The organism is Amycolatopsis heterodermiae (assembly GCF_034929455.1).
GTDB lineage: Bacteria > Actinomycetota > Actinomycetes > Mycobacteriales > Pseudonocardiaceae > Amycolatopsis > Amycolatopsis heterodermiae.
In genome coordinates, this window is the sequence record NZ_JAYFSI010000021.1 from 13,964 (window position 1) to 37,843 (window position 23,880).

Below are 23,880 nucleotides of genomic sequence, written 5' to 3' on the forward strand. Positions count from 1 at the left end.
GCACCGGCTCCGCTCAGTGGGCGGCGGCGGCCGTGCGCCGCTGCACCAGCTCGGTCATCCGCGTGACGGTGCGGAAGTTGTCCAGCTTCAGCTCCTCGTTGGGGATGCGCGTGGCGAACGCCTTCTCGATGAACATGACCAGCTCCATCGCGAAGAGGGAGTTCACGAACCCGAGGGCGAAGATGTCCTGCTCGTCGGTGAACGACAGGCCGGGGAACTTCGCCCCGATGAAGGTGCGGATCTCGCCGCGGACGTCCTGCGACATGGTGGCTGCCTCTCTCGTGTGCGTAGGGGGTCGGCTGCGGCGCTCAGCCGCTGTAGCTGTAGAAGCCCTTGCCGCTCTTGCGGCCGTGCAACCCGGCCGACGTCATCTGCTTGAGCAGCGGGCAGGGGCGGTACTTGCTGTCGTTGTACTCGTCGTAGAGCACCTCGACGCTGTAGAGGATCGTGTCGACGCCGATCAGGTCCGCGGTCTCCAGCGGGCCCATCGGGTGGCCGAAGCAGCTGCGGAACACCTCGTCGACGGTGGCCGCGTCCGCGACGCCCTCGTGCACCAGGAAAGCGGCCTCGTTGACGGTCAGCATGAGCACGCGGTTGGAGACGAACCCGGAGGCGTCGTTGACCGGGATCGGCTTCTTGCCCATCGACTCCAGCAGCGTCCGCACGATGTCCTTCGTGGACTCGCTGGTGTGGTAGCCGGGGATGAACTCGCACGCCGGCTTCATCGGCACCGGGTTCATGAAGTGCACGCCCATCACCTTGTCCGGGCGCGAGGTGAGCGCGGCGACCTTGGTGATCGGGATGGCCGAGGTGTTGACGACGAACACGGTGTCGGCCTTGCACGCCTCGTCGAGCTTCGGGTACAGGCGGGACTTCAGGTCCCAGTTCTCGGTGATGTTCTCGATCACGACCTCGGTCTCGGCCAGCAGCTCCAGCTCGGTGCCGGTGGTGATCCGGGCGAGCACGGCGGCCGCGTCGATCTCCGGCCCGCCGAGCATCCGGCTCATCCGGCACTCGAGCTCGATCCGGTCGCGGGCGTCGGCCAGCTTGCCCGGGTCGACGTCGACGAGCACGGCTTCGTGCCCGCTGGTGGCGAGGTTCTGCGCGACCCCGGTGCCCATCACACCGGCGCCGACGACTCCGACGATGCTCATCGATTCTCCTTGGCTTTCGAGGCTTCACTCGTGGTCAGGTCCAGCACGCCGTCGAGACGCCCGTGTTCGGCCCGCACGGCCGCGGCGTCGGATCCGAACACGACGGTCGCGCCCAGTTCGGCCCCCAGCCGGGTGGCCAGGTCCCGCGCCGTGACGTCCAGGTCGCCCTCGACCAGGTAGACCGGCTTCCCGGCGTCCCGGGCACCCAGCGCGACGTCCGAGCGCGCTTCCGTCGGCTCGATCCAGTACCGCTGACGCTGGAACGGGTAGCCCGGCAACGTCGTCTTCCGCGGGTCACGGCCGGCGTGGTAGGCACGCCAGTCGATCGCCACCCCGGACAGCCACGCCCGGCCGAGCGCTTCGGTGAGCACCTCCGTGTCCGGTCGCGGGTCGGCCTCCCCGGGCAGGGTCGGCACCAGCAGCGGCCACGACGCCTGCGGGAAGCCGGGGTGACCGCGGAACATCGAGCCGAGCGACTGCCCGGCTCCCAGCTCCAGCAGCACGGTATCCGGCGAATCGCTGGCCAAGTGCTCGATCATCGCGGCGAACCGGACGGGACGGCACATGTGCTCGGCCCAGTAACCGGGGTCCTTGAGCTGCTTCGCGGTGATCGGCGCGCCGGTGACGTTCGACAGGTACGGGACGTCCGGTTCGCGCGGGGTCAGGTGCTGCCGCGCCCACGCCGTCAGCTCGGCGGCGACCGGGCGCAGCGCGCGGGAGTGGAACGCGTGCGTGGTGCGCAGCGGCCGGGCCGGGACGCCGTGCTCGGCGAGCGCGGCGGCGAGCTTCTCGACACCGTCGGCGGGGCCGGACACGACGAGCATCCGCGGCCCGTTGAGCGCGGCGACGTCGACGCCGAACGCCGTCACGTCACCGACCTTCGCGGCGAGTTCGTCGGCGCCGAGCGGGATCGCGGCCATCGCGCCCTGCGGCAGCTTCTCGATCAGCTTCGCGCGGGTCGCGACCAGGGCGGTTGCTTCCTCGAGGGTCAGGGCGCCCGCGAGGGTGGCGGCGGCGAACTCGCCGACGCTGTATCCGGCGAGCACCGAAGGTTCGACGCCCCAGGCGCGCAGCAGGCGACCAAGCGCGTAGCCGAGGGTGAAGACCGCGGGCTGCGTGACGGCCGGACCCGCGTCCTCGGAGTCGGTGGCACGGCCGAGCAGGCGGGCGAGGTCACCGCCGTCGGAACCGCGGACGCCGAGCAGGCTGGACGTCGGGTCGGTGCCGAGGTGGTCGCGGAACAACGCGGCGCACTCGTCGATCGCGGCCTTGAACTCCGGCTCGCTTTCGTAGAGCCCGCCGGCCATGCCGCGGTACTGCTCCCCGACCCCGGCGAGCAGGAACGCTGTGCGCCGCAGGTGCGTGTCCGCTTCGGCGACCACGCGCGTCTCGGACGCGAAGGCGTCGTCGTCCACTGAGGACACGACGGTCATGCGCCGGTGTTCGAACGCCTTCCGGCCGGTGTGCAGGGTGTAGGCAACGTCGGCGAGGTCCGTCCACTCGGGACGGTTCGCGGCCAGGCGCCCGGTCATGGCGTCGGCCGCCTCGGGCGTCCGCGCGGACCAGGCCAGCAGCTGGTGCGGCCGGGCGGCGGGCCGTGACGGGCGGTTCTCAGGGGCTTCCTCGATGACGACGTGGGCGTCGGTGCCGCCGAAGCCGTACGCGCTGACCCCGGCCAGCCGGGGCCGGTCGCCGCGGGGCCAGTCGGCCAGGGTCTCCTGGACGACCAGCTTGCCGCCGCTGTGCGCGAGCTGCGGGTTGGGCTTCTCGAAGTTGACCGCGGGCGGCAGCTTCTCGTGGTGCAGCGCCAGTGCCGCCTTGATGAACCGGGCGATGCCGCCGGCCTGGTTGATGTGGCCGAGGTTCGCGTCGATCGAACCGAGGGTGACGCGCTCGACGCCGTCGACGTCGAAGATCTTCTGCAGCGCGGAGATCTCGGCGACGTCGCCGAACGGGGTGCCCAAAGTGGACACTTCGACGTGGTCGATCTCGGTGGGGTCGACGTCGGCGGCGGCCAGTGCCTCGGCGACGACGGCGGCCTGGCCGGGCACGCCCGGCAGGTTGAACGCCTGGCGCGCGCGGTTGCCCTCGTGGTGGATGGCCCAGCCGCGGATCACGGCGTACACGCGGTCGCCGTCGGCGAGGGCGTCTTCCAGGCGTCGCAGGACGACGACGCCGAGGCCGTTGCCCGGCACTTTGCCGTTGGCGCCGGCGTCGAGGATGCGGTTGATCCCGTCGGGCGCGAACCGGCTGCCCTCGCGGTAGAGGTATCCCGGTTCCTGCGGCACCACAACGGACACCGCGCCCGCGACGACCAGGTCGGACTCGCCGGTGATCAGGCTGGAGCAGCCCTGGGCGACGGCCGCGAGCGCGGTCGAGCTGCAGCTCTGCACGCTCACCGACGGCCCGGTCAGGTCCAGCGCGTACGACAGCCGGGACGCGATCAGGTCCTTCTCGTTCTGCAGGATCAGCTGGTCCGGGCCGGCGGTCAGAGCCGTGATGTCGTTCTGCAGCAGGTTCGACAGCAGGTACGTGCTGGGCGCGCCGCCCGCGAACACCCCGGCGAGGCCCTCGATGCGGTCCGGGTCGACACCGGCGTCTTCCAAGGCGTGCCAGGCGTTTTCGAGGAACAGCCGGTGCTGCGGGTCGAGCAGTTCGGCGTCCGGCCGGGTGTAGCCGAAGAAGTCGGCGTCGAAGCGGTCGATGCCGGGCAGCAGGCCGGCCGCGGCGACGAAGGCGGGGTCGTCGGCGACTTCGGGGGCGACCCCCGCGGCGAGCAGCTCGTCGCGGGTCATCCGGGTGATGCCGTCGCGGCCGGCGCACAGGTCGGCCCAGAACTTGCCGATGTCGGGCGCGCCGGGGAAGTTCCCGGCCATGCCGACGATCGCGATGTCGTCGCCGGTGTCCCGTGGTTCCGTGGTCATGGTCTACCTTCCGGTCCGGCTGGGGCGCTTGCGGAGGTTCGCGGCGCGGGCGCGGCGGCGCTCGCCGCGCGCGGAGACGTCTTCGGCGGGTTCCGCGGCGGGCGAGGAGGACGCCGCGGCCGTGTCCGGCTCGCCGAGCAGCGTGACGAACTCGGCGATGGTCGGTTTCTCGAACAGGCTGGCCGGGGCGAGCTCGACCCCGAACTCCTTGGCCACGCGGCCGATCAGCACCAGGCCGATCAGCGACGTGCCGCCGAGGTCGAAGAACGGGTCGTGCACGCCGACCTCTTCCAGGCCCAGGCAGTCGCACCACGCGGCGGCGACGCGTTCCTCGGCCGGGGTGCGCGGCGCGACGAGCGCGGTGCGCAGGTCGGGCCGCGGGTAGCGTTCGCCGCTGGGCAGCGCGGCATCGGCGCCGACCAGCGCGTCGACCGAGCCCATCCGGGCCAGCGCGGCCAGGACGTCGGTGAGCGGCAGCGGCAGCACCGTCACCTGCGGCTCCCCGGAGGCGACGATCCGCGACAGCAGCTCGGTGCCCTCCTCGGCGCCGATGCCGAACTCCTCGCGGAACTTGCGGGAGCCCTCCTGCGCCTCGGTGGAACCGGAGAGCCCGGACGACGTCCAGGCGTCCAGCTGCCACGGTCCCCAGGCGACCGACACGACCTGCTTGGCCGGGCCGCGCTCACCGGCTTCGGCGGCGGCGAACCCGTCGAGGAAGGCGTTGGCCGCGGAGTAGTCGGTCTCGCCGACCCCCACGGTGAGCGTCACGGTCGAGGAGTAGAGGACGAGCAGGTCGACCGGCTCGACGCGCAGGGCCTCGGCCAGGGCCAGGGTGCCGTCGATCTTCGGGGCCAGCACGGCGGCCGCCTGCTCGCGGGTCTTGTTCTGCAGCAGGCCACCGCCGGCGATGCCGGCCGCGTGGACGACGCCGTCGAGGTCACCGAAGTACCCGCGGACCTCGGCCAGCAGGGCCGCGGCCTCGCCGGGGACGCTGACGTCGGCGCGGACGGTCAGCACGTCGGCCCCCAGGGCCCGCAGGTCGCGGACGGCCAGCAGGACGCTGCTCGTGCGGTCGTCGACGCCGTGGTCGCGGATCCAGCCGTCCCAGGTGTCCTCGGGCGGCAGCTCGGTGCGGCCGGCCAGCGCGAGGTTGACGCCCAGGGGCGCGAGCCGCCGGGCCAGGGCCAGGCCGAGCACACCGAGACCGCCGGTGATCAGGTAGGTGCCGCCGGGCTTCCACGCGTGGGCGTCGTCAACCTCGGGCAGCTCGACGACGTCGAAGCCGCGCAGCCAGCGCCGTCCGCGACGCCAGGCCGCGACTGCGACGCCGTCGACGGTGTCCACTGTGGAGCTGGCCAGGAGGTCCAGTTCGTGGCTCGCCTGGGTCACGACGTCGCCGTCGAGGTCCGCGTACTGGGCTTGGACCAGGGGGTATTCGGCGGCGATGGCGTCGGTCATCGCGGCGATCGTCGGGGCGAAGGGGTCTTGCGCGTCGCCGCCGAGGACGTCGAAGCCGTTGCAGCCCAGAGAAAGGAGGTCGACGCGCCGGCCGGAGCATTCGGCACCGATCGCCTTGCCGAGCCACATCAGGCTGTAGAAGCCGGATTCGCGATCGGTCGCGGTGAGGCCGTTCGCGTGGACGATCCGCAGCGGGCCGTCCCCCTTGAGCTCGGCCAGGATCTTGCGGTAACCGTCCACATCGGACGGATCGATGTCGGCCACGACGACGCGGTGCCCGGCCTGTTCGGCGGCCTCTGCGAAGCCGTCGAGCTTGCCGAAGAGCACCAGGTCGCCCGGGGTTGCGGGGGTGCGGCGGGTGGCGTCGCGGCGCCAGGTCGGGGTGTGGGCGCTCAGGCCCGCCTTGACCGGGGTTGCTTCGTCGGTGGCGGTCATCTGGTTGAGCGACCAGCCGGTGCCGCGGAAGGCGACCTCGGGCCAGTAGCGGGTGCGCTGGAAGCGGTAGGCGGGCAGCGGGACGAACCTGCGTCCCGCGCCGGCCCACGTGACGGGCACGCCGTGCTCCCACAGCTGCCCGAGCGCGGCCAGCCACGCGTGCCGCCCGAGCTCCGGCTGCAGCGAGACCACCGGCGTCTGCGGAAGGTAGCGCCCGGCGGCTTCGGCACCGGCGTCACCGAGCCCGCCTTCGACCAGCACGGCGGCGTACTTCGCGAGGGCGAGGAGGCCGTCTTCGAAGCGGTCGTCGACGATCCGCCAGTGCGCCGCGTCGGCGGCTTCGGCGGCGGTGAGGACCTCACCGGTCCGCGGGGAGATGACAGGGATCGAGGGCGCACCGGCCTGGGGAACCACTCCCCCGAGGGCGAGTGCCAGCCCCCCGGCGAGGTCGAAGAGCCCACCCGCGACGGCGGCGACGTACTCGCCGGTGCCCCGGCCGAGAATGACGGCGGGCTCGAGGCCCCAGGCGGCGAGAAGCCGGGTGAGGGAGTACTCGACGGCGAAGGTCACGGCCCGCTCATCGGCGGCGGGCGCGCCGGACACATCGGCCCGGCCCGCTGCCGCGGATCGCTCGTCGGCCAGGGCGGCCAGCAGGTCACCCCGGCCCTCCAGCAGCGCCGCGCATTCGTCGAGCGCCGCGCGGAAGGCCGGTTCGGTGCGGTACAGCTCGCCGGGGATCGCACCCGTCGTTCCCGGCAGCAGCAGGCCGAAGCGTCGCCGGTCGGTGACCGCCGTGCCTTCCGTCACCGCTTGGAGGGCGGCAACCGCGTCGGCCTGGTCGCGGACCAGCACCGCCTTGCGCAGCGGCAATGCGCTGCGGCCCGCCTGGGTCGTGAAAGCCACGTCGGCGAGGTCGACGTCGGCGGTCAAGTGATCCGCAAGAGCCGAGGCGTTCGCACGGAGACCGGCGTCGCTGTTGCCGGACAGCGTCAGCAGCTGCCACTCCGGACCCGGGGCAGAGGCAGGTGCGGGCGCGGCCTGGTCCAGGACGAAGTGGACGTTCGAGCCGGACCACCCGAAGGAGCTGACCCCCGCCCGCAGGACCCCGTCCGCGTTCGCCGGGAACGGCCGGGCCGCGGGCACCGGGCGCACCGGGCCGTCCACCGTGACCACCGAGTTCGGGGTGCTCATGTGCAGGTTGCCCGGCAGCGTCCCGTGTTCCAGGGACAGGACCGTCTTGATCAGGCCGGCCATCCCGGCCGCCGCCAGGGTGTGGCCGACGTTCGTCTTGACCGCGCCGACGTACAGCGGCTCGGGCGCGGCCCGCTCGCCGAAGATCTCGCCCAGCGCGGTGAACTCGATCGCGTCGCCGAGCTGGGTGCCCGAGCCGTGGGCCTCGACGTAGCCGATCTCGTCGGGGGCGACACCGGCGTCGGCCAGGGCCGCGCGGATGACCGCGTTCTGGGCCGCGCGGTTGGGGGCGGTGAGGCCGTTGCTGCGGCCGTCCTGGTTGGTCGCCGTACCGCGGATGACGGCCCGCGCCCGGCCGGCCGGGCCGACCTCGGCCGCGCGGCGGAGCACGACGACCCCGCCGCCTTCGCCGATGACGTAGCCGTCGGCGCTCTCGTCGAACGTCTTGGTGCGGCCGTCGGCAGCGAGCATGCTCATCTTGCAGGACTGGATGAAGACGTCCGGGTTGATCATCGCCGACGCGGCACCCACGATCGCGATGTCGCACTCACCGCGGCGCAGGCTCTGCACGGCCAGGTGCGCCGCGCTCAGCGCCGACGAGCAGGCGGTGTCCACGGTCAGGCACGGCCCGCGCAGGTCGAGCAGGTGCGCGATCCGGCCCGCGGCGGCGGACAGCGAGCTGCCCAGGCCGAAGTACGGGTCGTCGGCCGCGTCCATGCCGTCGGCCTCGAGCTGCCGCATCGAGTACTGCATGGTGTCGATCAGCCCGGCGAACACGCCGGTGCGGCTGCCGCGCAGCTCGTCCGCGGTCAGGCCGGCGTCCTCGATGCCCTCCCAGACCAGCTCCATGAGCAGCCGGAACGTCGGGTCGAGCCGCCGCGCCTCCTGCGGCGAGAGGCCGAAGAACGCCGCGTCCCAGCCGGCGATGTCGTCGACGAACGCGCCCTGCTGCGTGTACGCCTTGCCCGGCGCGGTGCGGTCGGGGTCGTAGTAGTCGGCGGCGTTCCAGCGGTCCGCGGGCACCTCGCGCACCAGGTCGCGGCCCTCGACGAGGTTGGTCCAGAACTTCTCGGGAGTGTCGCTGCCCCCGGCGAACCGGCAGGACAGGCCGACGACGGCGACGTCCTGGCCCGCCGCGGCCGGCCCACCGGCGGTCACCTGCCGGGACTCCGGCGCGGTGGTGAGCGAAGCCAGCAGGTGCGCGGCGAGGGCGGCCGGGGTCGCGTGGTCGAACACCATGGTCGGCGGCAGAGCCAGGCCGGTCTCGGTGTTGATCCGGCCGCGCAGCTCGATCGCGGTCAGGGAGTCGATGCCCAGCTTGGTGAACTGCTGCCCGGCCGGGACGCCGTCGGTGTGCCCGAGCACGGCCGCGGTGTGGGTCAGCACCAGCTCGGTGATCACGCGCTCGCGTTCGGCCTCCGGCAGCCCGGCGAGCCGGGTGCGCCACGCGTCGGCGGCTTCCGCGCCTTCGGCGGCCTGGGCCGCTTCGGCTTCGGCGATGGCGACGACCTCGGGCAGGTCGGCCAGCAGCGGGCTCGGCCGCAGCGCGGCGAACGGCGGCGCGAACCTCTCCCAGGTCAGCTCGGCGACGGTCAGCGCGGTCTCGTCGCGGTCCAGCGCGTGCTGCAGCGCGACGAGGCCGGTCTCCGGCTCCATGGCCGGGACGCCGAGGCCGCTGAGCAGCTCGTCGAGGTCCTCGCCGACGCCCATGCCGACCCGACCCCAGCGGCCCCACGCGACCGACGTCGCGGGCAGTCCCCGGGCCCGCCGCCGCTGGGCGACGGCTTCGAGGTGGGCGTTCGCGGCGCCGTACGCGCTCTGGACGGCGTTGCCGATGGACGCGGCGATCGAGGAGAACAGCACGAAGGCGTCGAGGTCGAGGCCCTCGGTCAGCTCTTCCAGGTTGTGAGTGCCGGCCACCTTCGGGCGCAGGACGTCGGCGTAGCGCGTGCGGTCCATCGTCTCGACCAGGCCGAGTTCGAGGACACCCGCGAGGTGGAAGACCGCGCGCAGGTCACCGCGGATCGGCTCGACGACCGCGGCGAGGGCGTCGCGGTCGGCGACGTCGCAGGCGGCGATGGTCACGCGGTCGCCGGCCAGTTCGGCGGCGCCGGGGGCGTCCGCGCCCTGGCGGGACACCAGGACGACGTGCTCGGCACCGTGTTCGACCAGCCAGCAGGTGACGATCGAGCCCAAACCACCGGTGCCACCGGTGACGAGCACGGTGCCGCGCGGCTGCCACGAGCGCTTCGGCTCGACGGGTTCGGCGTGGGCCAGCCGTCGGCCGAAGGCGCCGGTCGCGCGGATCGCGACCTGGTCTTCCCCGCGCGGGCCGGTGAGCACCCCGCGCAGCAGGGAAACGGCCCGCTCCCCCGGCTCGGCCGGGACGTCCACCAGACCGCCCCACGCCTGGGGGTTCTCCAGGGCCGCCGCGCGGCCGAAGCCCCACAGCTGGGACTGAGCGGGCGCGTCCGGCGCGTCGTGCGGTCCGGTCGAGACGGCGCCGCGGGTGAGCGTCCACAGTGGACCCTGCGGGTCACGGGCCGCAAGCGCTTGCACCAGGGTCATCGTGGCTTCGGCGCCGAAGGACAGGCCGTCGGTTTCGGTCTCGTCGAGGGCGAGCAGGGACAGGATCCCGTCGAACGACTCGTCGGGCAGGGACACCTGGTCGGGACGCTCGACGACCAAACGCTGGACGTCGGCACCGGACAGGGCTTCCCGCGCCGGGTCGACCCAGGTGTCCTGAGTGGACGTGACGAGCAGCCAGCGGCCGGTGGCCGCGGTCGTCGCGGGCGTGAACGGCTGCCAGCGGACGTGGTAGGCCAGGGCGTCGGCCTCGGCGGCGATGGACCGGGCGCGGCGGTAGCGGGTGAGGGCGGGCAGGACCGTGCCGAGCGGCGCGTCCACATCGGACAGCTTCAGCTCGGCGGCGAACTCGCCGACGTCCCCGGCCTCGACGACCGACCAGAACCGGCCGTCCTCGGCCGCCACCACGGCATCACCGGGGTCCTCCAGCCAGAAGCGCTTGCGCTGGAACGGGTACGTCGGCAGCGGGACGGTCCGGGCGCCGCTGCCGTCGAGGTAGGCGGCCCAGCCGACGCGAGCGCCGTGGGCGTGCAGCAGGCCGAGGGCGCCGACGAGCGTCGCGGCCTGGTCGCGGTCCTTGCGCTGGGCGGCAGCGAACACCTCGTCCGGGAGCACCGAGCGGCCCATCGGGGTGAGCGCCGCGTCCGGGCCGAGTTCGAGGAACGTCGTGACGCCCTGGCCGTGCAGGGTCTCGACCGCGTCGGCGAACCGGACGGTGCCGCGGACGTGCTCGGCCCAGTACGCCGGGTCGGTGAGCCGGTCGGCGGCCTCACCGGTCAACGTCGAGACGACGGGGATCGTCGGCTCGCGGTAGGTCAGGGTCTTCGCGACGGCCGTGAACTCGGCGAGCATCGGCTCCATCAGGGCCGAGTGGAAGGCGTGGGACACGGCCAGGCTGGTGCTCCGGCGGCCGGGGAACCGCCCGGCGACGGCCAGGGTCGCGGCCTCGGCGCCGGAGAGGACCACCGCGCGGGGGCCGTTGACCGCGGCGAGCGCGACGTCGGCGGACAGGTGCGGGCGGACCTCGTCCTCGGTCGCCTCGAGGGCGAGCATCGCGCCGCCCTCGGGCAGGGCCTGCATCAACCGGCCCCGGGCCAGGACGAGCTTCGCCGCGTCCTCCAGGGAGAAGACCCCGGCGACGTGCGCGGCCGCGAGTTCGCCGATCGAGTGCCCGGCCAGCGCGTCCGGGGTGACGCCCCAGGACGTGACCAGACGGTAGAGCGCGACCTCGAAGGCGAACAGGGCGGGCTGGGCGAACTCGGTGCGGTCGAGGCGGGCGGCGTCGGTGCCGAACACGACGTCGCGGACGCCGGGCAGGTGGGCGCAGACCTCGTCGAAGGCCGCGGCGAAGGCCGGGAAGCACTCGTGGAGCCGGCGGCCCATGCCAAGCCGCTGCGCGCCCTGGCCGGTGAAAAGGAACGCCAGGCGGCCGGCGGCGTCCTGGCCGGTGACCGCACCCGCGTCGCCGCCCGCGACGGCCCGCAGGCCCGCGGCCAGCTCGGCGCGGTCGGCGCCGGTGACAACCGCGCGGTGCTCCAGCGCGGCGCGGGTGGTGGCCAGCGACAGGGCGACGTCGACCGGCTCGGCGCCGGATTCGTCCACAGTGGACAGCAGGGCCGCGGCCTGCGCCCGGACCGCCGCGGGAGACGCGCCGGACAGGACGTACGGGACCACCGGCGGCGCGGTGACCGTGCGCTCCTCTTCGACCTCCGCGGCAGGCTGTTCCAGGATGACGTGCGCGTTGGTGCCGCTGATGCCGAACGACGACACACCCGCGCGGCGCGGCCGGTCCGCGGGCCACGGCCGTGCCCGGTCCAGCAGCTCGACGGAACCGGCGGACCAGTCGACGTGCGGCGACGGCCGGTCCACGTGCAGGGTCGCGGGCAGGACGCCGTGGCGCATCGCCTCGACCAGCTTGACGATCCCGGCCATCCCCGCGGCGGCCTGGGTGTGACCGATGTTGGACTTGACCGAGCCCAGGTACAGCGGTTCCGAGCGGTCACGGCCGTAGGTGGCCAGCAGGGCCTGCGCCTCGATCGGGTCACCGAGCGCAGTGCCGGTGCCGTGCGCCTCCACGACGTCGACGTCCGAAGTGGACAGTCCGGCATTCGCCAGCGCCGCGCGGATCACCCGCTGCTGCGACGGGCCGTTCGGCGCGGTCAGCCCGCTGGACGCACCGTCGGAGTTGACGGCGCTGCCGCGGACGAGCGCCAGCACCGGGTGGCCGTTCCGTCGCGCGTCGGAAAGCCGTTCCAGCACGAGCATTCCGGCGCCTTCGGCCCAGTTCGTGCCGTCGGCGGCGGCCGCGAACGGCTTGCAGCGGCCGTCCGGCGCGAGGCCGCGCTGGCGGGAGAACTCGACGAACGCGCCGGGCGTCGCCATGACCGTGACCCCGCCGGCCAGCGCGAGCGTGCACTCCCCCGAGCGCAGCGAGCGGGCCGCGAGATGCACGGCGACCAGCGAGGACGAGCACGCCGTGTCGATCGACACCGACGGCCCTTCCAAGCCGAGCGCGTAGGAAACGCGGCCGGAGACCACGCTGCCGGACGTCCCGATGCCGAGGTAACCCTCGTGCTCCTCCGGCAACGCGGTCAGCCGGGACGCGTAGTCGGTGAAGCCGACCCCCGCGAACACGCCCGTGCTGCTCCCGCGCAGCGTCGCCGGGTTGATACCGGCCCGTTCGACCGCTTCCCACGCCGTCTCCAGCAGCAGCCGCTGCTGCGGGTCGGTCGCCTCGGCCTCGCGGGGCGAGATGCCGAACAGCTCGTTGTCGAACTCCGCGGCGTCGTGCAGGAAGCCGCCTTCGCGGACGTAGCTGGTGCCCGGCTTCGACGCGTCGAGGTTGTGGATCGTGTCGGTCTCCCAGCCACGGTCTGTCGGGAACGGCGAGATGGCGTCACCCCCGGCGTCGACCAGGTCCCACAGCTGTTCCGGGGTGCGGACGCCGCCGGGGAACCGGCAGCTCATCGCGACGATGGCGATGGGCTCGGTCTCCTTCTCCCGCGCGTCCGCCAGCTCGCGGCGGCTTTCGCGCAGGTCGGCCGCCATCCGCTTGAGGTAGTCGACGTACTGCTCTTCCGAAGGCATGGGTCACGGCTCCCGAGGGGCTGGAGGGCGGTCAGCGCGGGCCGAACTCGTCGTCGATCAGCGCGAGGAGGTCGTCCGGGGACGCGGCTTCGAGGTCGGCGTGCGCGGGCTTCTTCGCGGCCCACGCCGTCACCAGCCGCTTGAGGCGGGCTTCGATGTCCGCGTCGGCGGGGTCGGCCCCGTCGAGCAGGGCTTCGAGCCGGGTGATCTGCTCGGTCACCGCGGCTCCCGGCCCGGTCTCGGGGGCCAGTTCGACCTGGAGGTACTTGGCGAGCGCGTCCGGCGCCGGGTAGTCGAACACGACGGTGCTCGGCAGGGTGAGACCGGTCGCGACGGCCAGCGCGGTCCGGAATTCGACCGCGGTGAGCGAGTCGAAGCCCAGGTCGAGGAAGCCGCGGCCGGGGGCGATCGCGGCCGCCCCGGCGTGCCCGAGCACGGCCGCGGCCTGCCCGCGCACCAGGTCGAGCAGCGCGCGTTCCTGGTCGGTTTCGGCGAGCCCGGCGAGCTTGCGGCGCAGTTCGCCCGCGTCGGCCGCGGCGGCCCGGCGCCGGGTCGCCGGCACGAGGTCCCGCAGCACCGGCGGCACCTGCCCGGCGACCAGCCCGGCGCGGTCCAGCTTGACCGGCACCGACGCGGCGACGTCCGTCGCGAGGGCCGCGTCGAAAAGAGCCAGGCCTTCTTCGGTGCTGAGGGCCGGGAACCCGTTGCGGCTCAGGCGGTGACCGGCCTGGGTGCTGAGCGCGCCGCCCATGCCGTCGGCCCAGCGGCCCCAGGCCAGCGCGCGGCCGGGCAGGCCGAGGGCCTTGCGGTGCACGGCGAGGCCGTCGAGGAAGGCGTTGGCCGCGGCGTAGTTGCCCTGCCCGGCGTTGCCGAGCACCCCGGCGGCCGAGGAGAACAGCACGAACGCGGCGAGGTCGTGGGCCTTGGTGAGTTCGTGCAGGTGCCAGGCGGCCGCGGCCTTGGGGCCGAAGACGGCGTCCAGGCGGTCGGGGGTGAGCGCCTCGACCAGGCCGTCGTCGAGCACACCGGCCGCGTGCACGACCCCCGTCAGCTGCGGGATCCCGGCCAGGAGGGTCTCGACGGCGCCGCGGTCGGCGACATCGCAGGCCTCGATCCGGACGGTCGCGCCCAGGTCGGTGAGTTCGGTGGTCAGGGCGGCGGCGCCAGGCGCGTCCGCGCCACGACGGCTGGTGAGGACCAGGTCGCGGACGCCGTGTGCCTGGACGAGGTGCCGCGCGAGGTGGGCGCCGAGCCCGCCGGTACCGCCCGTGACGAGGACGGTGCCGCCGGCGAGGTCCGGGCTTTCGCCCGCGGTCGCGCCGACCGGCGCCAGCCGTGGTGCGTAGGCCTTTCCTTCGCGCAACAGCAGCTGGTCTTCACCGGTGGCCAACGCCCGGCCCAGCACCGCCGTGTCGCCGTCGCCGTCCACGAGGACGAACCGGCCGGGGTGTTCCGACTGCGCCGCGCGCACCAGGCCCCAGACCGCCGCCGCGGCCGGGTCGGCACCGTCCTCTTCGGACAGTCCCACAGCGCCCGCGGTCAGGATCACCAGGCGGCCGTCCCGGGGTGCCGCGAGCCAGTCCTGCAGCTTCGCCAGCACCTCGGTGGTCGCCAGCCGGGCCGCGTCGGCGACGCCCGTGGCGCCCTGCGGTTCGGGCAGTTCGAGGACCTCGGCGTCGATCTCGGAGCCGGTGAGGGCGACCGGGGTCCAGATCAGGCGGTGCAGCGACTCGCTCGGTGCGGCCGCCACGGCCGGGCGCTCGCCGAACGCCACCTCGGCGGTGAGCACCGGCTCGCCCGCGAGGTCGACGACGCTCAGCGCGCCGTCGGTCAGCGACGCCCGGACGCGGGTAGCGCCGGTCGCGTGCAGGGTGACGTTCCGCCAGGCCACCGGCCAGCCGTGCTCGGCCAGCAGCGGGTCGAGCAGGTTCGGGTGCAGGCTGTAGAGCGTGTCGTCCGGGACGGTCAGCTCCACAAAGGACTCTTCGACCGAAGCGGCCATCGCGGGCTGGGTGACCAGGAAGCCGGAAGCGTGGCGCTGCCAGTCCTGCCCGGCGCGGGTGTGGATCGAGACCGGGCGACGACCGTCGTCCGAGGCGCCGACCGCGACCTGGACCTCGCGGTCCCCGGACAGCGGTGCCTCGACGGTCAGCTCGGCCAGCGTCGCGTAGCCGACCTCGTCCCCGGCGCGGATCGCCAGCTCGACCAGCAGCGTGTCCGACGGTTCCGCGGGCAGGACGCCGGTGCACAGCACCGACCCGTCCCCGGCCGACGTCACGGCCGAGGCCAGCACCGGGTGGCGCAGGCTGCCGGCGACCCGCGCGACGGCCGGTTCGCGAATCCAGTACCGCTCGTGCTGGAAGGCGTAGGTGGGCAGCTCGACCACCCGCGGCGACGCCGGGGCGAAGAACGCGGGCCAGTCGACGTCGATCCCGCGGACGTGCAGGCGGGCCAGGGCCGTCACCGCCGTCGACGGCTCGTCGCGGTCGGCACGCAGGGCCGGGATCGCCTCGCCTGCGCCCGCGGCCAGGGCCGAGAGCACCGCGGCCGGGCCGATCTCGAGGAACGTCGTCACACCGTCGGCGGTCAACGCCGTCAGCGCGTCGGCGAACCGGACCGGCTCCCGCACGTGCCGCACCCAGTGGGCCGGGTCGGTGAGGTCGGCGGTCAGCGTCGACACGACCGGGATCGACGGCTCGGCGTACGTCAACGAACCCGCGACCTCGGCGAACTCGTCCAGCATCGGGTCCATCAGCGGCGAGTGGAACGCGTGGGAGACGTCGAGGCGCTTCACCTTGCGGCCCCGCGCTTCCAGGGCCGCGGCGGCGGCCAGCACCGGTTCCGCCGCGCCCGAGAGCACGACGGCGTCCGGGCCGTTGACGGCCGCGATGGCGACGCCGGAGAACTCGGCCACCTCGGCCTCGCTCGCCTGCACCGCGACCATCGCGCCGCCCTCGGGCAGCGCCTCCATCAACCGGCCGCGGGCCTCGATCAGCTTGGCCGCGTCGGCCAGGGACAGCACCCCGGCCACGTGCGCCGCGGCGATCTCGCCGATCGAGTGCCCGGCGACGAAGGCCGGGCGCACGCCCCACGACTCGAAGAGCCGGTACAGCGCGACTTCCAGGGCGAAGATCGCGGGCTGGGCGGTGCCGGTCCGGTCGAGGTCGTCGTTGCCGACCGCCGGGAGCAGCGCGGCGATCTCGTCGTAGGCCGCCGCGTACACCGGGAACGCCTCGTACAGCCCGCGGCCCATCCCGGCCCGCTGCGAACCCTGGCCGGTGAACAGGAAGGCCAGCCGTCCCGTGGCGGGCTCTCCGGTGACGAGGTGGGCTGCGGATCCGCCTCCAGCCAGGGCACGCAACCCCGAAGCCGCGTCTCCCACGACGACCGCGCGGTGGTCGTGGTGCGTCCGGGTGGTCGCCAGCGAGAACCCGACGTCCACAGCAGACTCGTCCACAGTGGATAGCCGGGCCGCCTGCGCAGCCAGCGCGCCAGGGTTCCGGCCGGACAGGACCCATGGGACGACCGGCAGGTCGCGTGACGGCTCGGGCTCGGCGAGGTCCGGCGCCTGCTCGATGACGACGTGCGCGTTGGTGCCGCTGATCCCGAACGACGACACGCCGGCGCGGCGCGGCCGCCCGGTCTCCGGCCACGGCGTCGGCTCGGTTAGCAGGTCGATCTCGCCGGTGGTCCAGTCGACGTGCGGGGTCGGCTCGTCCACGTGCAGGCTGGCCGGGACGACGCCGTGGCGCATCGCCTCGACGACCTTGATGATCCCGGCGACACCGGCCGCGGCCTGGGTGTGGCCGATGTTGGACTTGACCGAGCCGAGCAGCAGCGGCCGCTCGCGGTCCTGGCCGTAGGTCGCCAGCAGGGCCTGCGCCTCGATCGGGTCACCCAGCGGGGTACCGGTGCCGTGCGCTTCCACGACGTCCACAGTGGACGCCTCGACACCGGCGTTGGCCAGCGCCGCGCGGATCACCCGCTGCTGCGACGGGCCGTTGGGGGCGGTGAGGCCGTTGGACGCGCCGTCCTGGTTGACCGCGGAGCCGCGCACGACGGCCAGCACGGTGTGCCCGTTGCGGCGGGCGTCGGAAAGCCGTTCCAGCACGAGGATTCCGACGCCTTCGGCCCAGTTCGTGCCGTCGGCCGCGCCGGCGAACGGCTTGCAGCGCCCGTCCGGCGCGAGGCCGCGCTGCCGTGAGAACTCGACGAACATGTCAGGTGAGGCCATCACGTTGACGCCGCCGGCCAGGGCGAGCGTGCACTCCCCCGACCGCAGCGACTGGGCGGCGAGGTGCACCGCGACCAGCGAAGACGAGCACGCCGTGTCGACCGAGACGGCCGGGCCCTCCAGGCCCAGCGCGTAGGCGACGCGACCGGAGACGACGCTGCTGAACGACGCGGTGCCGAGGAAGCCTTCGACCTGCTCGGGGATCGCGCTCAGCCGGGAGATGTAGTCGTTGGACAGTGCGCCGGCGAACACGCCGGTGCTGGTCCCGCGCAGGGTCGCGGGGTTGATGCCCGAGCGTTCGAGGGCCTCCCACGCCGTCTCGAGGACCTGCCGCTGCTGCGGGTCGATGGCGAGGGCCTCGCGGGGCGAGATGCCGAAGAACTCGGCGTCGAAGTCGCCCGCGTTGTAGAGGAAAGCGCCTTCCGAGGCGTACGTCGTGCCGCGGTGGTCGGGGTCCGGGTGGAACAGGGAGTCGAGCGGCCAGTCGCGGTCGGCCGGGAAGTCGCCGACGCCGTCGCGGCCCTCGGCGACCAGCTGCCACAGCTCACCGGGCGAGGTGACCTCACCCGGGTAGCGGCAGCCCATGCCGACGATGACGATCGGGTCGTCGTGGGTACCGGCCCCGGCCGTGCTGGGGGTGACCACGGCCGGGACCGGCGTTTCGTCCCCGACCACCTCGGTGCGCAGGAACGTGCTCAGCGCGGCGGGGGTCGGGTGGTCGAACACGAGCGTCGCGGGCAGCCGGAGGCCGGTCGCGGCGCCGAGGCGGTTGCGCAGCTCGACCGCGGTGAGCGAGTCGAAGCCGATCTCGTTGAACGCGCGGGTCGCGGCGATCCCGGCCGCGTCGGCGTGGCCGAGCACCAGCGCGACCTCGCGGCGGACCAGGTCGAGCAGCAGCTCGTCCTGCTCGCTCACGGGCAGCCCGGTGAGCTTGCGGCGCAGCTCGCCCGCCTGCTCGACGGTGGCCGTCTTGGCCTTGGCCCGGCCCGACCCGCCGACCAGCGCACGGATGAGCGGCGAGATCGGGGCGTCGCTGCCGCGGACGGTCGCGCGGTCGAACTTGAGGCCGAGCAGGACGGCGTGGTCGAGGCCGACCGCGCGGTCGAACATCGCCAGGCCCTCTTCGGGGTCGATCGGCGGGAACCCGCTGCGGCGCATGCGGTCCTCGCCCGCGTCACCCAGCTCCCCGCGCATGCCGCCGGACCACAGGCCCCAGGCGACCGACTGCGCGGCCAGGCCCTCGGCGCGCCGGCGCGTGGCGAGCCCGTCGAGGAAGGCGTTGGCGGCGGCGTAGTTGCCCTGTCCCGGGTTGCCGAGCACGCCGGCCGCCGAGGAGAACTGGACGAACCAGCGCAGGTCCGACGTCAGTTCGTGCAGGTGCCAGGCGGCTTCGGCCTTCGGCGCGAGGACGCGGTCGAGCCGCTCGGGGGTCAGCGCGTCGAGCGGGGCGTCGTCGAGGACACCGGCCGCGTGGACGACGCCGGTCAGCGGGTGCTCGGCCGGGATCCCCGCCAGCAACCCGGCGACGGCGTCGCGGTCCGAGCCGTCACACGCGCTGATCGTGACGGTGGCACCCAGCGAAGTCAGCTCCGCGGCCAGTTCGGCAGCGCCCGGCGCGTCCGGGCCGCGACGGCTGGTCAGGACCAGGTGCCGGACGTCGTGGGTCGTGATCAGGTGCCTGGCCAGCATCGCGCCGAGGCCGCCGGTGCCGCCGGTGATCAGGACGGTGCCCTCGGGCTCCGGCCCCTGCGGCACGGTCAGGACGACCTTGCCGATGTGCTTGGCCTGGCTGAGCAGCCGGAACGCCTCGGGCGCGCGGCGGACGTCCCAGGTCCGGCGCGGCAGCGGGGTCAGGACACCCTGCGCGAACAGGTCGAGGACCTCGGCCCACATCCGGGAGAACTGCGTGGGCCCGGCTTCGATCAGGTCGTAGGGCCGGTAGTGGACGCCCGGGTGCTGCGCGGCGACCTCGTCGGGGTCGCGCAGGCCCGCCTTGCCCATCTCGAGGAACCGGCCGCCGCGCGGCAGCAGCCGCAGGGACGCGTCGACGAAGTCGCCGGTGAGCGCGTCGAGCACGACGTCGACCCCGCGGCCTTCGCTGGTAGCCAGGAACTGCTGCTCGAAGTCGAGGGTGCGGGAGTTGGCGATGTGGGCGTCGTCGAGCCCGGCTTCGCGCAGGACGTGCTGCTTGCCGGGGCCGGCGGTGCCGTAGACCTCGGCGCCGAGGTGGCGGGCGATCTGGACGGCCGCCATGCCGACGCCGCCCGCGGCCGCGTGGACCAGCACGGATTCGCCCTCGCGCAGCCCGGCCAGTTCCTTGAGCCCGAAGTACGCGGTGAGGAACACCAGCGGCACGGACGCGGCCTCTTCGTAGGACCACCCCGAAGGGATTCGAGCGCACATCGAGCGCTGCGCGGTGGTGACCGTGCCGATGCCGCCGATCGCGACCCCCATCACGCGGTCGCCGACGGCGAGATCGTCCACTTCGGACCCGACCTCGAGGACGACGCCGGCGACCTCGTTGCCGAGCGGGCCGGGCTCACCGTCGAACATGCCGAGGACGTTGAGCGCGTCGCGGAAGTTGAGGCCCGCGGCGGCAACGCCGACGCGGATGTGCCCAGGAGCCAAGGGTTCCAGGGCCTGGGGGCACGGCTCCAGCCGCAGCTCCTCCAGGGTGCCGCGCGCGGCCATGCCGAGGCGCCACGCGGGTTCGGCGGGCGGGACCAGCTCGTCGGGGCCCGGCACCGGGCCGAGCCGCAGCGCGGCGAAGGCGCCGTCGCGCAGGGTCAGCTGGGGTTCGCCGGTGGCCAGGACCGCGGCGAGCTCGCGGTCGGACAGGTCGCCGGTCTCGCTGTCAACGAGCACGACCCGGCCGGGCAGCTCGCTCTGCGCCGAGCGGCCGAGGCCCCAGACGGCGGCGGCCGCCGGGTCGACGCGGCCGGGACCGATCGCGTCGCAGGTGACGATGACGAGCTTCGCGTCGGCGAACCGGTCCTCAGTGGACAGTTCCTGCAGGACGGAAAGCACCTCGTGGGTGGCGATCCGGACGCTCGCGGGGTCGGTGAACACCGGCAGCACGACCACCGGCGGCACCTCACCGCCGCCGATGCGGCCGTGGTAGGCCCAGCCGACCACGGCCGGGTCGGCCGGCGTCGGCACCGGCGTCCAGTCGAGCCGGAACAGGGAGTCGAGGCCGGGCGCGGTGGCCAGGGCCCCGGCGGCCAGCTCGCGCAGGGTCAGCGAGCCGATGGTCACGACGGGGGCGCCGGTGCCGTCGGCGGCGCGCAGGGTGACCGCGCCGGACGCGCCGGGGGTCAGCCGCAGCCGGAGCGCGGACGCCCCGGTGGCGTGCAGCGTGACGTCCTGCCAGAGGAACGGCAGCTTGGCGCCGCCCGGCTCGTCGCTCAGCAGGCCAATCGCGTGCAGGCCCGCGTCGAGCAGGGCCGGGTGCAGGCCGAACTGCTCGACGTCGGCCTTGGCGACGGAGTCCGGCAGCTCGGTCTCGGCGAAGATCTCCTCGCCCACGCGCCAGGCGGCCTTCAGCCCGCGGAAGACCGGGCCGTACTCGAGGCCGGCGGCGGCGAAGACCGGGTAGACGTCGGTGACGTCCACCGCGACCGCGTCCCGCGGCGGCCACTCGGCCAGGTCGAACCCGGCCGCGGGGGCCTGTGACGCCAGCGTGCCGGACCCGTGCAGCGTCCAGGCGCCCTCACCGGAGCGGGAGTACACCGCGACGGCGCGGCGGCCGGAGTCGTCCGGCGCGGCCAGCGCGACCTGGACGTCCACCGGTCCCGCCAGGACCATCGGCTCACGCAGGGTCAGCTCTTCGAGGTGGGCGCACCCGGCTTCGTCGCCGGCTCGCAGCGCCAGCTCGACGAGCGCGGTGCCGGGCACGATGACGGTGCCGGTGACCGCGTGGTCGGTCAGCCAGGGGTGGGTGGCCGGCGAGATCCGGCCGGTCAGCACGATCCCGGCGCCGTCGGCGAGCGGGACGGACGCGCCGAGCAGCGGGTGGGCGGCGTCGGCCAGGCCGAGCCCGCCCGGGTCGCCCGCGCCGCGGCCGCCGCGCAGCCAGTAGTTCTCGCGCTGGAAGGGGTAGGTGGGCAGGTCGATCGTGCGGGCGCCGGTCCCGGCGTGGAAGGCCGTCCAGTCGACGCGGGCGCCGCGGACGTGCAGCTCGGCGAGCACGCCCATCGCCGTCAGGGCTTCGGAACGGTCGCGCCGCAGCACCGGCACCGCGACGGTGCCTTCGGGCGGCAGCGTCCGCGCGGCCATCCCGGCCAGCACGGAGTCGGGGCCGATCTCGACGAACCGGGAAACGCCTTCCCCCCGCAGGAACTCGACACCGTCGGCGAACCGCACGGGCTGCCGGACGTGCCGCGGCCAGTAACCGGGCACGGTGACCTCGTCGGGACCCGCGAGACGGCCGGTCACGTTGGACACCACCGGGATCGTCGGCTGGTGATAGGTCGAAGCCGCTGAGACACGGCCGTATTCGGCGAGCATGCCGTCCATCCGCGCCGAGTGCGACGCGTGGGAGATGTTGAGCCGCTTGACCTTGCGGCCGCGTTCGGCGAACTTCGCCGCCAGGGCCTCGGCGATGGTCTCCTCACCCGAGATGACGACCGAGTCCGGCGCGTTGAGGGCGCCGATCGCGAGGCCGTCGGTCAGCTCGGCGGCGATCTCCTCCTCGGTGGCCTGGATCCCGATCATCGCGCCGCCCGGCGGCTGCGCCTCCATCAGGCGGCCGCGGGCGGTGATCATCCGGGCGGCGTCGGCGAGGTCCCAGACCCCGGCGGCGTGCGCGGCGCCCAGCTCGCCGGCGGAGTGGCCGACGACGTAGTCCGGCCGCGCGCCCCACGACTCCATCAGCCGGAACAGCGCGATCTGCAGCGCGAACATCGCCGGCTGGGCGTAGGTCATCCGGTCGAGCAGGCTCTGGTCGTCCCCGAAGACGATGTCGGCCAGCGGCCGGTCGAGGTGCGCGTCGAGGGCGGCGCACGCCTCGTCGAAGGCGGCCTGGTAGGCCGGGAAGGTGTCGTACAGCTCGCGGCCCATGCCGCAGCGCTGGGCGCCCATGCCGGAGAACAGGAACGCGGTGCGCCCGAGCAGCGGCTCGCCGGTGACGACGCCGGGAGCGGGCTCCCCCGCGGCCAGCGCGGTCAGTCCGGCCTTGAGGTCGTCACGGGTCCGGCCGACGACGACGGCACGGCTTTCCAGCGCGGTGCGGGTGGTGGCCAGGGACCAGCCGAGGTCGAGCGGGTCGACGTCGTCCACTGTGGACAGCAAGCCTTGGGCGGCGGCCTGCAGCGCGGCGGGTCCGCGGGCCGACAGCGGCCACGCCTGGACCGGCGGCGGAGTGCGTTCCGGTTCAGGCTCCTCCACTGCGGGCGCCTGTTCCAGGATGACGTGGGCGTTGGTGCCGCTCATGCCGAACGACGACACCCCGGCCCGGCGCGGGCGGTCGCCGGTGTCCCACGGCTTCGGCTCGGTGAGCAGCTCGACCGCCCCGGCCGTCCAGTCGACGTGCGGCGACGGCTCGTCGACGTGCAGGGTGCGCGGCAGGACGCCGTGGCGCATCGCCTCGATCACCTTGATGATCCCGGCGGCGCCCGCGGCGGCCTGGGTGTGCCCGATGTTGGACTTGATCGACCCCAGCCACAGCGGTGCCGAGCGGTCGCGGCCGTAGGTGGCCAGCACGGCCTGGGCCTCGATCGGGTCACCCAGGGTGGTGCCGGTGCCGTGGGCCTCGACGGCGTCGACGTCCGCGGTGGTGAGCTTGGCGTTCTTCAGCGCGGCGCGGATGACGCGCTGCTGGGCCGGGCCGTTGGGCGCGGTCAGGCCGTTGGACGCGCCGTCCTGGTTGACCGCGGACCCGCGGACCACGGCGAGGATCCGGTGCCCGTTGCGGCGGGCGTCGGACAGCCGTTCCAGCAGCAGCATGCCCGCGCCCTCGGACCAGCCGGTGCCGTCGGCGCCCGCGGCGAACGCCTTGCAGCGCCCGTCCGGGGCCATGCCGCGCTGGCGGGAGAACTCGACGAACGTCTCCGGCGTCGCCATCACGGTGACGCCGCCGGCCAGGGCGAGCGAGCACTCCCCCGACCGCAGCGCGTGCGCCGCCAGGTGGACCGCGACCAGCGAAGACGAGCACGCCGTGTCGATCGTGACGGCCGGGCCCTCCAGGCCGAGGGTGTAGGCGAGCCGGCCCGACAGCACGCTGTTGGACGAGCCGGTGCCGAGGAACCCTTCGACCTCTTCGGAACCGCCGTCGAACCCTGAGACGTACTCACTGCGCATGGCACCGGCGAACACCCCCGTGGCGCTGCCCTTCAGCGCCGCGGTGTCCAGCCCGGCGCGTTCGAACGTCTCCCAGGTGACCTCCAGCAGCAGCCGCTGCTGGGGGTCCATGGCCAGGGCCTCCCGCGGCGAGATGCCGAAGAAGCCCGCGTCGAACTCGCCCGCGTCGTGCAGGAACCCGCCCTGGTTGCTGTAGCTCGTGCCGCGGTGTTCCGGGTCCGGGTGGTACAGCGCGTCGGTGTCCCAGCCGCGGTTGGCCGGGAAGCCCGACATGCCGTCACCGCCGCCGTCGACGAGGTCCCACAGCTGCTCCGGCGAGGTGACCCCGCCGGGGTACCGGCAGGCCATGCCGATCACGGCCAGGGGCTCGGAACCGCTTTCCTCGGCTTCCTTGAGGCGCCGCCGCGTCTCGCGCAGTTCGGCGGCCAGCCGCTTGAAGTAGTCGAGCGTCCGTTCGTCGGTCGTCATGACGGTGGTCCTCCTAGCGGCGGCGGTGTCGCGGCGCCGGGCCGGG

Annotated in this window: 5 protein-coding genes; all 5 read right to left on the reverse strand. The window is 74.1% G+C overall.

Annotation, left to right across the window (positions count from 1 at the left end; all coding sequences use genetic code 11):
- Positions 1-13: 13 nt before the first annotated feature.
- From VA596_RS47595 to VA596_RS47615, 5 genes are read right to left on the reverse strand one after another with little or no spacing between them, the layout of a single operon-like run.
- A complete protein-coding gene (locus VA596_RS47595) occupies positions 14-265 on the reverse strand; it encodes an acyl carrier protein (protein WP_323337128.1) in 252 nt (83 codons plus the stop codon).
- Positions 266-308: 43 nt separating this feature from the next.
- Complete coding sequence (locus tag VA596_RS47600) at positions 309-1,154, reverse strand: 3-hydroxyacyl-CoA dehydrogenase family protein (RefSeq protein ID WP_323337130.1); 846 nt, start codon at positions 1,152-1,154, stop codon at positions 309-311.
- Positions 1,151-4,078: a type I polyketide synthase gene (locus tag VA596_RS47605; protein WP_323337132.1), complete on the reverse strand. Its 2,928-nt coding sequence runs from the start codon at positions 4,076-4,078 to the stop codon at positions 1,151-1,153. The genes VA596_RS47600 and VA596_RS47605 overlap by 4 nt, the downstream gene beginning before the upstream one ends.
- A 3-nt stretch (positions 4,079-4,081) precedes the next feature.
- Positions 4,082-12,835, reverse strand: a complete 8,754-nt coding sequence (locus VA596_RS47610) for a type I polyketide synthase (protein WP_323337134.1) — start codon at positions 12,833-12,835, stop codon at positions 4,082-4,084.
- 31 nt (positions 12,836-12,866) lie between these two features.
- Complete coding sequence (locus tag VA596_RS47615) at positions 12,867-23,834, reverse strand: SDR family NAD(P)-dependent oxidoreductase (RefSeq protein WP_323337136.1); 10,968 nt, start codon at positions 23,832-23,834, stop codon at positions 12,867-12,869.
- Positions 23,835-23,880: the final 46 nt, after the last annotated feature.